Here is a 13,451-nt window from a genome sequence, read left to right as displayed (position 1 = left end):
TCAATACTGCGATTCGACTCACACTCCTGCCGCTCGACGAATCGTAGCCGACACCGAAGCAGACCGGCGGCATGGTCGATCTCTTCCTGAACTTAATCTCTTCCTGAATTGACTCACAAATTATGGCCGACCCTCGGAAGCCAAATTCTCAGCCGCCACCAAACTCCGACCAACCGTCCCCCGGCAAGCAGTCGAATGGCAAGCAGTCGGACGGCAAGTCGAAAGGCGGCACGCAACCGGAGGACGACGAGCCCCAGCGTTCGGGGGTCAGTACCGCCCTTGTGGTCGCCGCTTTTGTGGGGATCGCACTGCTGGCCCTGTTCGGACCTTGGGATCGAATTCCCGGCGAGGAAAAATCGTGGTCCGAGTTTCTGGCTCTCTACCGGTCGGGCGAAATCGCCAAGATCGATATTTACGGCAAACAGGTTGCTGCGGAACTCAAGCCTGAAAAGACATCGACCGCTGGCGACGAAGAACCCGAAGGGGAGAAGATTTACGCCACGGCTCCGAACGGGTTCGAGCAAACGGACCTGTTCGATAAAATGACAAACGACTCCGGCAAAGATGCGCCGGTCGTCACCGCTCATAACACGGAACTGAGCGTCGGCACGCAAGTGATGCTTTATCTGCTCGTGCCCTTTCTGATTTTCGGGTTCCTGATCTTCATGATGCGTCGGGCATCGGATCCCATGTCGGGTGGGGGGATGCTCGGCAATTTCGTGCGAAGTCCCGCCAAACGATTTCGAGGCTCCGAGACCGAAACGTCGTTTGACGACGTTGCCGGAATGGATCAGGCGAAAGCCGAACTGGAAGAGGTCGTCGACTTCTTAAAAAGTCCCGCGAAATTCCAACGCCTCGGCGCGACGATTCCCAAGGGCGTGCTGCTAATGGGGTCTCCCGGTACGGGGAAGACGCTGCTGGCGCGGGCGACCGCCGGGGAGGCGGGCGTGCCATTCTTCAGCATCAACGGGTCCGAGTTCATACAGATGTTTGTTGGCGTCGGGGCAAGCCGGGTCCGTGACATGTTCAAGACCGCGAAAGAAGCCGCACCCTGCATTCTGTTTATTGACGAAGTCGATGCGATCGGTCGCGAACGGGGGGCCGGTCTGGGGGGCGGGCATGACGAACGCGAGCAAACGCTCAACCAGATTCTCAGCGAAATGGACGGCTTTACGCCGTCCGAAACGGTGATCGTTATGGCGGCGACAAACCGCCCTGATATTCTCGATCCCGCCCTGCTCCGTCCCGGACGATTCGACCGGCACATCACCGTTGATAAACCGAACAAGAAGGGCCGTGAAGGCATTTTGAAAGTACATGTCCGCAAAGTGCCTCTCGCCGATACGGTCGATCTCGGATCCGTCGCGGCGAGTACGATCGGATTTTCAGGCGCCGAACTCCGCAATCTCGTGAACGAAGCGGCTCTGCTGGCCACCAGAAAAGAGAAGTCGGTCGTCGAGATGGACGACTTCGATGAGGCTCGTGACAAGGTGTTGATGGGGCCTCAGCGTGAAGACATCCTCGGCGATCACGAACGCCGAATGACCGCGTATCACGAAGCGGGGCACGCGTTGCTCGCCTGGCTGCTGCCGACGCTCGATCCCGTGTACAAGGTCACCATTGTACCTCGAGGTCGGTCACTCGGGCTCACGCAATTCATTCCCGAAGAAGAGCAATACAATATTGGAGAGCGGAAGCTGCACGATCAATTGACCATGATTTTAGGCGGGCGTGCAGCTGAGAAGCTGATTTTTGATGAGACCTCAGCTGGCGCTGAAGATGACATTCGCAAAGGAACGCAGTTGGCCCGGCGCATGGTCGCACGCTGGGGGATGAGCGATGTGATCGGCCCCGTCAGTTTTCGGCAGGGGGAGGAGCACCCATTTCTCGGCAAAGAGATGCAGCACTCCCGCGACTTCAGTGAGGACACCGCGCGGCAGGTCGATCAGGAAATCCAGCGGTTTATGATGGAAGCCTCCGAACGCGCGACGCAATTGCTCGACGAACACCATGCCAAACTTGATGCCGTAGCCGATGCGTTGCTGGAACACGAAAGCATCGGGAAACAGGAGATGATCAGTCTTCTGGGTGAGCGGGACGTCGCGAGGACGAACGGCAAGGTATAATTTGATGCTTACAGCCCGGACGCGGTCCCCGATATCGCGCCGGACCGTCGTGACAAGCACGTCGCATTGACGTTAAACGTAGGCATAGCCTACACTTCTGCCAAGTAGTTCGTGGTCCGCATAACGCCGGGACCCAAACAGCGCTCGAGCAGCGCTCCCCTCTTGTTTTTGAGATTGAATGTCTGATCACCCCAAGACGCCCGTGTCTGCGGACGCCCCTATTACCTTTGAAGAACTCGGGCTCGGCCCTGACTCTCTGAAAACGCTGGAAAAAATCGGTTTTGAAACCCCCAGCAAAATTCAGGCGGCGTTTATTCCGATCGCCCTGACCGGACGCGACTGCAGCGGCCAAGCACGCACAGGCACCGGAAAAACTGCTGCGTTCGCATTACCGATGCTCGAACGACTGGACCTTTCGAAAAAAGGCGTCCACGGCATCGTGCTCTCGCCGACACGCGAACTCAGCGAGCAGATCGCAAACGAATTCGAACGCCTGTCCGACGATCGCTGTAAAGCGGCGTGCATTGTCGGCGGCCGATCAATGGACCGACAAGTGAAAGCACTCAAGGCCGGGGCGCAGGTTGTGATCGGGACACCAGGCCGCGTTATTGATTTAATTGGCCGCGGACAACTCGACCTGTCGAAAGTCGAAGTCGCCGTGCTCGACGAAGCGGATCGAATGCTCGATATCGGGTTCCGCCCCGACATCGAAAAAATTCTTCGCAAATGCCCCAGCGATCGGCAGACGCTTCTACTCTCGGCGACGATGCCGAATGAAGTGGAAGGACTGGCAGCGAAGTTCATGAAGAACCCCGAGCGGATCGACATGTCTGAAGATGCGCTCGTCTCGACCGAGATGATCGAGCAATTCATCATCACCGTCGATCACGATCGGAAATTCGACACGCTCACCCGCGTGTTGCTTCAGGAGCGTCCGAAGCAGGTCATCGTCTTCACCCGAACGAAACGGGGCGCGGACACGCTCGGTGCGAAATTTATGCGGAAGCTCAAAGGCGTTGAACTGATCCATGGCGACCTGGCCCAGTCGAAGCGAGACCGCGTGCTGCGAGAGTTTCGAGCCGGCAGCGTGCGGATGTTGATTGCGACCGACGTTGTCGGACGCGGGATCGACATCAGCGGAGTCTCGCACATCATCAACTACGATATCCCGGAATTTTGCGATGACTACGTGCATCGCATCGGGCGGACGGGGCGACTTTCCTCCGCATCGAAGGGGCGCGCAATTACCTTCGTTTGCCGAGATCAGGGTGACCAGCTCACCAACATTGAAATGCGGGTCAACAAACTGCTCGAACAGTACGAAGTACGCGGCTTCGAACCGGTCCGGGCTCAGAAGAAGGCCGGGCACGTCGACGACAAGCAGTCGACCGAGTATTCCGGCGTGAAGTCATCAAAGTCCTCAGTGTATTCGCACGCTTAAATCGCGCAGCATCACTGACGAGATGAGCCCCACGATGCGAGGGTCAATTGAGGAAGTCCTCGATTGCTCCCGCCAATTCTTCCGGGGCATCCTCAAAGACGTAGTGCCCGACATCGTCGAGCAGAACGACTTTGGCGTCGGGAAACCGACGTTCGAATTCGTCTAGAAAATAGGGCGAGAAGCACCAGTCTTTCATGCCCCAGACCAAGAGTGTCGGCTTCGACTTGAGCCGCTCCAACCCCTGCTCGACGCCGACCAGCGTCCCGTAGCTGGGATGGTTCGGCTTCAGCGGGATATCTTCGACGAACTGTTGAATCGCCACTCGGTTCGACCACGAATCGTACGGGGCAAGATACCCCGCTTTGGCCGAGGAACTGAAGTCAGACTTTCGTTCGACCGCCATCGTCAACGCAGCTCGAGCGAATAAGTTCAAGCCGCGGACTCCAAGCGGGCCGACGACGGGCCACCGGCAAACCGCGATTCGAAAGGGAATCCGCTGCGAACGAAACGCCGCCGTATTCATTAATACCAGGCGCTCAAATCGATCGGGCAGTTCTCCCGCTGCTCCGCAGCCAATCGCCCCCCCCCAATCGTGAGCGACCAACGTCGCGCCGCGGAGGTCGAGGTGCTCGATCAATCGCTTCAGATTGTCGATGTGAAATCTGAGCGTATATGGGGCGTCCTGCGGTTTGTCCGATAATCCGCAGCCGATGTGGTCGATCGCGATCACTCGGTGCTTATCGCTGAAGCGCTTTACGATGCGGCGCCAGGCGAAGCTCCACGTCGGGTTGCCGTGTACGCAGAGGATCGGCTCGCCCTCCCCCTCATCGACGTAGTGCAATCGATGCCCGTCGATGTCGAGAAAATTCGATTCGAACGGGTATTCGTCGGCGAGTTTGTCGCGAGTCGGCTTCACGTCGCACCCCCATTCGAAACCACGTCAGCAACCGCCGCTGCGAGCCGCTCGACCTCTTCAAAGCTGTGGTCGGCTGTGAGGGACATCCGCAATCGATCGCTTGATCTCGGGACGGTGGGTTGTCGGATGGCGGGGACGAAGAACCCGCGATCTGCAAGTTGAGACGACGCTTCGACCACCCGTTTCGGGTCGCCGACGACCACCGGAACGATCGGAATCTCGGGATCGCCGAGTGTCTCGATCCCCACGTCGGCCAAGCAGGACCGCAGTCGCCTGCTCAATGTTCTGACATGCAACCTGCGGTTCGGTTCCGCGGCGATCACGTCGATCGCTGTGACGACCGCAGCGCAAACTGCCGGCGGCAATGCTGTGGAAAACATCTGTGTTCGGGCCGTATTCCAGATCAGGTCGGTCAGGTCGGTCTGCCCCACGACGAAACCACCGCACGCGCCGAGCGCTTTACTCATGGTTCCGATGCGGATGACCGAATCGTCATCAATCCCGCATGACTCCCATGAGCCGCGACCCGTCTCACCCAGAATCCCCGTCGCGTGCGCTTCGTCGATCAGAAGCGTTGCGTCATATCGCACGGCGAGTTCATGTAACTCACGAAGCGGTGCGACATCACCTTCCATGCTGAAAATTCCGTCGACCGCGATGAGCCGACCACTTTTCGACCGATCCAACTCCGTGGCTAACCGATCAAGACGATCCCGACGGAACACTCGAAGTCGAGCTCCCGAAAGCCGGCAACCGTCGATGATGCAGGCGTGATTGGTGCGCTCGCAAAAAACGGTGTCCGCGGCCCCCGCTAGAACCGCGATCGTTCCCAAATTCGCGGCGTATCCAGTCGGAAAAAGCACGGCCGATTGGGCGCCTTCGAACTCGGCCAACCGGCGTTCGAGCCGCTCGTGCCATTCGGTTCTGCCGCAGATCAACGCACTGGCGGTCGAACCGACACCGTGGGTCCGAACAGCTTCGATTGTGGCCTCGAGCACGTCCGGATGTTTCGACAGGCCGAGATAGTCGTTCGAGCCGAAATTCAGCAGCGTTCGCCCGTCGATTTCGATGGAGCAAACATCGATCGGACGAACAGTGCGGCGCTCACGACGCAGATTGGCCGCCGCTAGCGATTCAAGCCGTTCCGTCGGTGTTCGCCCGAGAGGAGTCGCTTCAGCCACATGCATCGTCACGTCAGCGAGATGGTTTGACCGTTGAGCCGCTCTGCGCCGTCAGAAGTCACGAGGATATTGTGCTCGATGCGCATCCCCCCGACACCTTCGACGTAGACTCCCGGCTCCAAAGTGACGACGTCACCTTCGAGTAGTTCGTCGACACTTTCGGGCACGAGGATCGGGGGTTCGGGGTGACCCATGCCGAGGCCATGTCCGGCATGATGGGCCAGCGGACCAACGCCCGCTTCTTCAAGCGGTTTCGAGACGGTCTGGTAAATGTCGGCGCACTTGGCTCCGACAGCGATCGCTTTCTCACCCGCCTCCAGACCGGCGACACAGGCATCGAAGAGCTCCTGTTGGCGCTGGGTTGGCTCACCCACGGCGTACGTATTCGTGAAGTCGCTGCGGTAACCGTCGAGCATCACCGAATAGTCGACAATGAACAGGTCGCCTTCTTTGATGACATACTCGGTCGGCAGTCCACCCGCTTTCGGCTCAGCAGCGTTTGTCGCGCGAAAGTCACCGTAGACGATAGCGGCTCGCCCCGCCTCGGCGATCGCGGCCGATTGAATCTCGCGGTACACGTCGAGCTCGGAGACGCCCGGTCGAATCACCTCGCGTGCTCTGGCGTGTCCGGCATCGCCCGCCGCCATGCATTTTCGCAAGAGTACGATTTCATCGTCGTGCTTTGATCGCCGCAGCGTCCGCAAGATCGGCCCGACTTCGACACCCTCCAGAACGTTCGCGCTCTCAAGTAAGGGCACAATGCCGGCGGGTAACCAAGTCGATTCAATGACGCCCGATCGAGCTGTCAACTCCGGCGCGATCGATTTGACGGCCTCAAACAAAGCGTAATCGCGATTGATGACCGAATGCTTGTGGTCGTACCAATAGGTCAGTTGCTCGCGATCGACGTACGGTTCCGCGGATGCCGAACGGAAAGCGAAGTTATCGGCAAGAAGCGTCGCTCGCCCTTCCCGTTCCAAGAGCAAAATCCCGCGCTCTCCGAATGAAAAGCTGAGCGGCTGCACCCAGAAATTTGCCAAGTAATTCAAATGCCGCGGGTCGGCGATCAGAGCCCACTCGGCTTCGTCGGGGACTTCGTCCCAGAATCGTTTTCGACGTTCGAGGCAGCCATCTTTTGTCAGCATAATCAACCCGCTGAGGCAGTGTTCATTACAAGAATCAGCCGCACGCTCATCGCAAATTCAACGACTTGATGCCGTTGCCGAGGCTAATGAATTCCTTCGGCGGCCAGCCAGCGTTCCGCATCAAGGGCCGCCATGCATCCTGTGCCGGCCGCGGTCACCGCTTGGCGATATTGGTCGTCGGCGACATCCCCGGCGGCGAAAACACCTTCAACGTTGGTGTTCGTGCGGAACGGTTTGGTCCACACGACGTAGCCACTCTCAGACAGATCGACGTGACCTTTTAAGAACTCGGTATTGGGAGTGTGCCCGATCGCTGTGAACATGCCGGTCGCGTCGAGTTCTTCCGTCTTGCCCTCCTCGACCGTGCTTGCCAATCGAACTCCCGTGACGCCTTTGTCATCACTGCCGAGGACTTCCTCGACTTCCGAGTTCCACTTCACCTCGATCTTCGGATTGTTGAGGGCTCGCTCGGCCATGATTTTGCTGGCGCGAAACTCTTCGCGTCGGTGGATGATATAGACCTTCGACGCGTACTTCGTGAGAAAGGTCGCTTCTTCCATCGCGCTGTCGCCGCCACCGACGACCACCAGTGGATTCTCACGAAAGCGTGGTAATGCCCCATCGCAGACGGCACAGGCTGAGACGCCGTTGTTCTTGAACTTGTTTTCAGACTCCAAACCGAGCCAGTTGGCCCGTGCCCCAGTCGCGATGATGACCGATTCGGCTTCGACCGTTTCTCCGCTGAGCGTTTTGAGCTTGAAGGGGCGTTCCGAGAAATCGACGTCAACGACATCGTCGGTCATGACCTTCGTGCCGAAATTCTTCGCCTGCTTCCGCATGAGATTCATCAACTGCGGACCGGTAACCGTCTCTTGATGATCGAGGACCGGCACCTGATCCAGCTCGGCCTTGTCGAGTGAGCTCGAGAGGTAACCGCTCAACTCGCCCGCGGGAAAACCGGGATAGTTCTCGACTTCGGTCGTCAAAGCGAGCTGTCCCAAGGGCAACGTGCCTTGCACGTAGTTTTCTTGGGTCTGAGCCCCTTCGATGCACAGCGGTTTCAACTGCGCGCGGGACGTATAAATCGCCGCGGCCCAACCGGCCGGACCCGATCCGATGATGACTACCCGTTCTGCCACGTGCCGCTCCGTATTTTGCGCCGTTGTCAGCTCATTCCAAAGTCTCTGAGGCACGATAGCGGGGGCTTGAAAGTCCGGCAACTGACCGCCCGGCCGCAGGCGCTTCTCTGCGTCGGCGAGAGTCAGACGTTTTCCGGCATGGCGCAAAAAAAGGCGTCTCGAGGAACATCCTCGAGACGCCATTCCCATCCCGCTCGGACGAATGCGGGCCAAACTCCGCCGAACGGTGCTTAACTACCATGCACAAGCAATGCCTAATCCGTTTTCAAATTTGTGCTTCTACCTAACATACAGTGCGACAGGTGTTTGCGCCGATCGGCGTCCGAGTGATCTCTGACGACATTGGGTGACCCTGCCGTAAGTGTGGCGTTTTTGATCAGGCAATTTTGCTCAAACGGCAATATTGCACGATACCGCGGCTTAGTTGACGAGTGCGGACAGGTCGCGAACATGTCTTAGCGGCAAGCCGTCCCTTCTGGCGAACGCGCTCCGCGATCCTGAATTGAGAACCCGCAATGCCCGAGAAGCCCGACAGTTCGTCATCTAAGAGTAGCGAAGCCCCATCGCGGCGGTCGCGAATGACGGTTCCAAAATTCCGAGAAGCCAAAGGTCGGCGAAAACTCGCCATGCTGACGGCCTACGATGAACCACTGGCCCGTTTGTTCGATTCCGGCGGCGTCGACGCGATTCTCGTCGGCGACACGCTCGGGATGGTCGTGCAGGGCAAGTCGACGACACTGCCGGTTACATTGGATGAGATCATTTACCACGCAGAGATCGTGGCTCGGGCGACGCGTCGGGCCTTGGTTGTGGCCGACCTCCCATTCATGAGTTATCAGGTCGGCCCGAAAGACGCTCTGAGAAGCGCAGGACGTATCCTCAAGGAATCCGGCGCTGCCGCGGTCAAATTGGAGGGCGGACGCGAGCAGTCGGCAACGATCCGCGCGATTGCCGATGCAGGCATTCCTGTCATGGGGCACGTCGGGTTAAGGCCTCAAGCGGTGCACGCACTCGGCGGAATGAGCCGTATCCAACGCGAATCGACCGGCCTGAAACGCGATGCGCTCGCAGCACAAGAGGCGGGCGCGTTCGCCGTGGTCCTCGAATTGATCCCGCAAGACCTCGCCGCCGAAATCACCGCATCTCTCGAAATCCCGACGATCGGAATCGGCGCCGGTCCAGAGTGCGATGGCCAGGTACTTGTCGGCCCCGACATGTTGGGGCTCACCGGTTTTCGCCCGAAATTCCTAAAGCAGTATGTCGATCTCGCGACGATCGTCGAAGACGCGGCCGGCCGATACGTTGCCGATGTCCAAAGCGGTAATTTTCCGACCGACGAGCATTCCCACGATTAGCGTGGTTCAAGTAACGCGATCAAACGGTGTGGTGCGACAAACTTTTGATGGCGTTCTGACCGTAACTCAAGACTTCACGGTCGTGACCGAGGGATCCGAAGGCACCTCGGCCGGCGAATCTTTGGCGGTCGACTTGCGCTGCGTCTTGCGGCGTTCCAAGCAAAGCGTCGCGATGTTTACCACGGCGCGGCAGCACTCGGCCAAATTGATCTTCGACTCACCTTCTTCGCGATCGAGAAAAATGATCGGTCGTTCAACGATCCTCGCTCCGGTCTGCCGACAGCGGAAAATGATCTCTTCCATGAAGGCGTAGCCGTGCGAGATGATTTGGTCGAAGTCGATTTTCGCGAGCGTGCTGACGCGATAGCACCGAAATGAACCGCTGATATCGCGTGACGACAAGCCGAGGGCGACGCGGGAATAGAAATTAATTCCGCGGCTCATGAAATGTCGACGCGGTCCCCACCCCCGAATCTCGCCGCCCGGCACGTAACGCGAGCCGATCACGACATCTGCTTCGTCGATTGCGGCGACAAGGCTCGGGATCGCTGCCGGGTCGTGACTGAGGTCGGCATCAAGATTCACGAGCAAGTCGTAACCCTGTTTGATGCCGAATTGAAATCCCTCGACCATCGCGCGACCGAGTCCCCGCGTGCCGCCACGGTGAATCACATTAAGTCGCGGATAACTATTTTTAAGTTCGTCGGCCAGTTCGCCGGTACCGTCGGGAGAAAGATCGTCGAGCACCAGGATATCCGCATCGGGTGCGGCTTTACTGACCCCTTCGATCAATTTCGCTAAGTTCTCTCGCTCGTTGTACGTGCAGACTGTGACGAGGAGACGTCGCGAATTTGGCGTGGTCGCGGCTGCGTCACTCTCTGTACGTTGTGACTCGTCCAATCGACCGACCTTCATGGAATGGCAATTCCGGCAACGTCGCCGGATGACAGTCCAAGCGAGTCTAACGAGTCAGGAGCGATCTGTCAGACGGACCCCTTGCCCGCTCTGGCGTCTCTCCGACGAATTCTCTCAAATCGTCGGAGTACTGATCTCTTCGACCGGTTCAACCGGTGCCGGCAGCGGTGGGAGACCACCGTCTTCCGGTAACGGTGCGCCTTGCTCCTGCGGTAACTGTGGTCCGAGTTCGCCAGCGTTCGGATCAGCTGCTCGAGGCAGACCATCGTTGGCGTCGGCCTTTTCGATTTTCACGGGGTTCAAGTACGCCGACAGTTTTTTACTGCCACCGCTAAGCCGCCAAGCTGCTTCGAAAGGTTCGCGGGCACGATCATCACCATCGAAGTGCATCATCACACCCAACACGAACAGGCGGTCCGGATCGCGAATGTCTTCCGTCACCCATGTGGTGAGCCGATCCTTCATCACCGACTTTGCAATTTCGTTATCGCCGTACAACTCATCCAGTGAGGTGCCGATCGTCACTTGCGTGGGATCAACCTTCGTGCCGAGGGCAAACTCCCGTCCGGCCCGATCGAATCGACTCAACTGCATCAGCACAAATCCGAGCCGAAAGTGCGGACTGCCCAGTCCCGGTGCTGCTGCGGCCGCATCTCGATATTTTTTGTAGGCTTCGCTGTAGTCCTGCCGCCGGAAATATTCGTCCCCTTGTGCCTCAAGGCGGAACGAGCGTTTCATCGCTTCGGTCGAAGGAGGATCCGGGATTCCATCGAGCAGTTGAGCAGGATCGCCGGGGTTGATCGGCTGATTCCACCGCTGATCGTTTTCGGCCCAGGCTTCCTGCAACGCCGGATTGCCAAGCGGATTGACGCCTTGATATCCGTAGCCGAGCTGCGAATTGATCGTTTGCGGTATGTAAGGCTGGTATCCGATCCCTCCGAATCCGATTCCGCCGACGGGACCGCGATAATAGCTGAATGGCCCGACGTTGATGGATACGGACGACGGTCCGTAATAGCCGATGCCACCGAATCCGCCGATGCCGCCAAATCCACCGACGTACGAACGGTAGCCATATCCGCCCTGAAGTCCGTACCCGCCACCGAAGCCGTAATTCCCGTAAGACCTGCCTCGGCCATAACCGTATCCACCGCTCTGGCGATAGTCGTAGCCACCACGGGATTGGTTACGGCCATCGTATTGGTAGCCGCGAGTCTGATTCGGAGCCGGTTGACTGGGGGCGAACTGTTGCGGTGGCTGCTGGTAGTTGCCCGGGCTGATCTGTTGGGTGGGTGAGCGGACTTGTGTACGTCCGCGGTCCCCGCCTGAATTCAGCGTCTGCGCGACCGCGGTCGATGCAGCGACAAGCGTTGCCAAAACAACGATGGACGACAAACCGCGAAATGACATTGTTCGACTCCCTGCGTAACGGGCCCCTCAACCGCATTATCGGGGGGCTGGAGGGAGGGTCAACGCACTACGTCGAATCATTCACGGCGAATCCAAGGTTCATCCGCGAACTTTCTCCGAAATCGCAGCGACAATCTCGTCGACGGCTATGCGGCTTTGCTCCAAGGAATCGCGATCGCGGAGCGTGACTTTGCCATCCGAGGCGGTCTCGCCGTCGATCGTCACGCAGAAGGGCGTTCCGGCTTCGTCCTGCCGACGGTAGCGGCGGCCGATCGCGCCCTGCTGATCATAAAAGGCCTCAATGCCGGCCTTTTTGAAACCACGATAGATCTCCGCAGCTTTCTCCGGCATGCCTTCTTTCTTGATCAGAGGCAGGACCGCGACTTTGATCGGGGCAATCCGCGGGTGAAATCGCATCACCGTCCGCGACTGCATGTTACCTTTGTCGTCCGGCTGCTCGTCCTCGTAGTAGGCCTCGCAAATGAACGCCAATGTCGCCCGGTCCGCACCGGCGGAGGGTTCAATCACATGCGGGATGAACCTCTCGCGTGACTGATCATCGAAATATGAAAGGTCCTTGCCGCTGCCGCGATACTTCGGCTTGCCATCCTCACCCTCTTCAACGACGAGTTCGCCGCCCTTGTTGACGAGCTTGCCTTCCGTATGAGAACGCAGATCAAAGTCGCCGCGGTGAGCCACGCCTTCCAATTCGCCGTACTCGCCGTCATCAAGAAACGGAAATGCGTACTCGATATCAGCCGTGCCGACTGAGTAGTGCGCCAGTTCCTCTTTGTGGTGCTCCCGCAGAATCAGGTTCTCCTCCGAGATGCCGAGGCCCTTGTACCAGGCGAATCGGCGTTCGCGCCAGTACTGGTACCAGTCAGACGACTGGTTGGGATGGCAGAAGAACTCGATTTCCATCTGTTCGAATTCGCGGGAGCGGAACGTGAAGTTCCGCGGCGTGATCTCGTTGCGGAAGCTCTTGCCGACTTGCGCGACGCCAAAGGGGATTTTCACCCGGCTGCTGTCGAGCACGTTCTTAAAGTTGACGAAGATGCCCTGCGCCGTTTCCGGACGAAGGAATGCCGCGTCGGCGTCGCCACCCAAGGCGCCGAGCGTCGTCTTGAACATCAAGTTGAACTCGCGGGGTTCCGTCAACGTGCCCGGCTTGGATGCTTCGGGACCGACCGTCGTGTCCCAAGAGAACTCCGGAAGCTCGACGGCATTACTCAGCGGTGTGATCGAACCGCTCCACTCGATGCGATCGGCCTTCTTTTTCTTCAGACCGAAGACCTCACAGGCCCGCGTAATCAGAGCGTCGCCGGTGTCATCCGAGTCGCCCGCCACTGTTATGAAGAGTGTCACCGGCTCGGCATCGTCTTCTTTCGCGTGCTTCGCAGTCGCAAATTGACCGACGACATGGTCGAAGCGATAGCGGCTCTTGGTCTCTCGACAATCGACCATAAAGTCGTGAAACAGGTCGTAGTGGCCGCTGCACTTCCAGACCTGCGGGTGCATGATGATCGAGGTTTCGACACCCACCATGTCGAAGGGCGACGGCGCACCGGCGGGTGCTTCCAACTCGTCGTGGCTGCCGACCATGTCGTGCCACCACGCCTCGCGAACATTTCGCTTCAGCAGCACGCCGAGCGGGCCGTAATCCCAAAAGCCGTTCTGGCCGCCGTAGATTTCCGAGTCTTGAAAGATCAGGCCCCGCCGTTTGCAGAGGGCGACGATCTTTTCCATCGAGGGCTTAGACATTGAATGTTCCTTTTCCTCAAACAAGCCCGACGCGCATCGCTTGCGCGTCGGGCTTGTGTCTT

General features: G+C 58.6%; 10 protein-coding genes. 3 read left to right on the top strand and 7 right to left on the bottom strand.

Annotated features, from left to right (window positions below):
- The first annotated feature begins 122 nt into the window (after positions 1–122).
- Together ftsH and Pan189_RS11560 are read left to right on the top strand one after the other, a co-directional pair.
- Complete coding sequence (gene ftsH, locus Pan189_RS11565; protein WP_145364070.1) at positions 123–2,126, top strand: ATP-dependent zinc metalloprotease FtsH; 2,004 nt, start codon at positions 123–125, stop codon at positions 2,124–2,126.
- Positions 2,127–2,304: 178 nt separating this feature from the next.
- Positions 2,305–3,567, top strand: a complete 1,263-nt coding sequence (locus tag Pan189_RS11560) for a DEAD/DEAH box helicase (RefSeq protein WP_145364069.1) — start codon at positions 2,305–2,307, stop codon at positions 3,565–3,567.
- Between the two features lie 43 nt (positions 3,568–3,610).
- Here Pan189_RS11560 and Pan189_RS11555 read toward each other — a convergent pair whose 3' ends face one another.
- From Pan189_RS11555 to Pan189_RS11540, 4 genes are all read right to left on the bottom strand, one after another.
- A complete protein-coding gene (locus tag Pan189_RS11555) occupies positions 3,611–4,483 on the bottom strand; it encodes an alpha/beta fold hydrolase (protein WP_145364068.1) in 873 nt (290 codons plus the stop codon).
- Positions 4,480–5,670 (bottom strand): aminotransferase class I/II-fold pyridoxal phosphate-dependent enzyme, encoded by a 1,191-nt coding sequence (locus Pan189_RS11550; RefSeq protein ID WP_145364067.1) that lies wholly within the window; start codon positions 5,668–5,670, stop codon positions 4,480–4,482. Before Pan189_RS11550 ends, Pan189_RS11555 begins: the two co-directional genes overlap by 4 nt.
- 2 nt (positions 5,671–5,672) lie before the next feature.
- Complete coding sequence (locus Pan189_RS11545; RefSeq protein WP_145364066.1) at positions 5,673–6,809, bottom strand: M24 family metallopeptidase; 1,137 nt, start codon at positions 6,807–6,809, stop codon at positions 5,673–5,675.
- A gap of 83 nt (positions 6,810–6,892) precedes the next feature.
- A complete protein-coding gene (locus Pan189_RS11540) occupies positions 6,893–7,948 on the bottom strand; it encodes a thioredoxin-disulfide reductase (RefSeq protein WP_310820358.1) in 1,056 nt (351 codons plus the stop codon).
- Positions 7,949–8,526: 578 nt separating this feature from the next.
- Between Pan189_RS11540 and panB the strand changes: the two genes are divergently transcribed.
- Complete coding sequence (panB, locus tag Pan189_RS11535) at positions 8,527–9,303, top strand: 3-methyl-2-oxobutanoate hydroxymethyltransferase (RefSeq protein WP_310820357.1); 777 nt, start codon at positions 8,527–8,529, stop codon at positions 9,301–9,303.
- A 66-nt stretch (positions 9,304–9,369) separates the two neighbouring features.
- Here panB and Pan189_RS11530 read toward each other — a convergent pair whose 3' ends face one another.
- The 3 genes from Pan189_RS11530 to Pan189_RS11520 all read right to left on the bottom strand — a co-directional run bounded on the left by Pan189_RS11530 (position 9,370) and on the right by Pan189_RS11520 (position 13,389).
- Positions 9,370–10,218, bottom strand: a complete 849-nt coding sequence (locus Pan189_RS11530; RefSeq protein ID WP_145364063.1) for a polyprenol monophosphomannose synthase — start codon at positions 10,216–10,218, stop codon at positions 9,370–9,372.
- Positions 10,219–10,332: 114 nt separating this feature from the next.
- A complete protein-coding gene (locus Pan189_RS11525) occupies positions 10,333–11,628 on the bottom strand; it encodes a tetratricopeptide repeat protein (RefSeq protein ID WP_145364062.1) in 1,296 nt (431 codons plus the stop codon).
- A 99-nt stretch (positions 11,629–11,727) separates the two neighbouring features.
- On the bottom strand, positions 11,728–13,389 hold the full coding sequence (locus tag Pan189_RS11520) for a glycine--tRNA ligase (protein ID WP_310820356.1): 1,662 nt from the start codon (positions 13,387–13,389) through the stop codon (positions 11,728–11,730).
- Positions 13,390–13,451 lie beyond the last annotated feature (62 nt).

The sequence above is a fragment of the Stratiformator vulcanicus genome, assembly GCF_007744515.1.
GTDB classification, from domain to species: Bacteria; Planctomycetota; Planctomycetia; order Planctomycetales; family Planctomycetaceae; genus Stratiformator; species Stratiformator vulcanicus.
Note: the sequence above shows the minus strand (reverse complement) of the source record. Positions and strands in the feature narration are given on the sequence as shown.

Bases quoted from the DNA above. Each gene is read 5' to 3' on its own strand.
- Pan189_RS11525 (WP_145364062.1), bottom strand. From the start codon at position 11,628: ATGTCATTTCGCGGTTTGTCGTCCATCGTTGTTTTGGCAACGCTTGTC.
- Pan189_RS11545 (WP_145364066.1), bottom strand. From the start codon at position 6,809: ATGCTGACAAAAGATGGCTGCCTCGAACGTCGAAAACGATTCTGGGAC.
- Pan189_RS11560 (WP_145364069.1), top strand. From the start codon at position 2,305: ATGTCTGATCACCCCAAGACGCCCGTGTCTGCGGACGCCCCTATTACC.
- Pan189_RS11530 (WP_145364063.1), bottom strand. From the start codon at position 10,218: ATGAAGGTCGGTCGATTGGACGAGTCACAACGTACAGAGAGTGACGCA.
- panB (WP_310820357.1), top strand. From the start codon at position 8,527: ATGACGGTTCCAAAATTCCGAGAAGCCAAAGGTCGGCGAAAACTCGCC.
- Pan189_RS11520 (WP_310820356.1), bottom strand. From the start codon at position 13,389: ATGTCTAAGCCCTCGATGGAAAAGATCGTCGCCCTCTGCAAACGGCGG.
- Pan189_RS11550 (WP_145364067.1), bottom strand. From the start codon at position 5,670: ATGCATGTGGCTGAAGCGACTCCTCTCGGGCGAACACCGACGGAACGG.
- ftsH (WP_145364070.1), top strand. From the start codon at position 123: ATGGCCGACCCTCGGAAGCCAAATTCTCAGCCGCCACCAAACTCCGAC.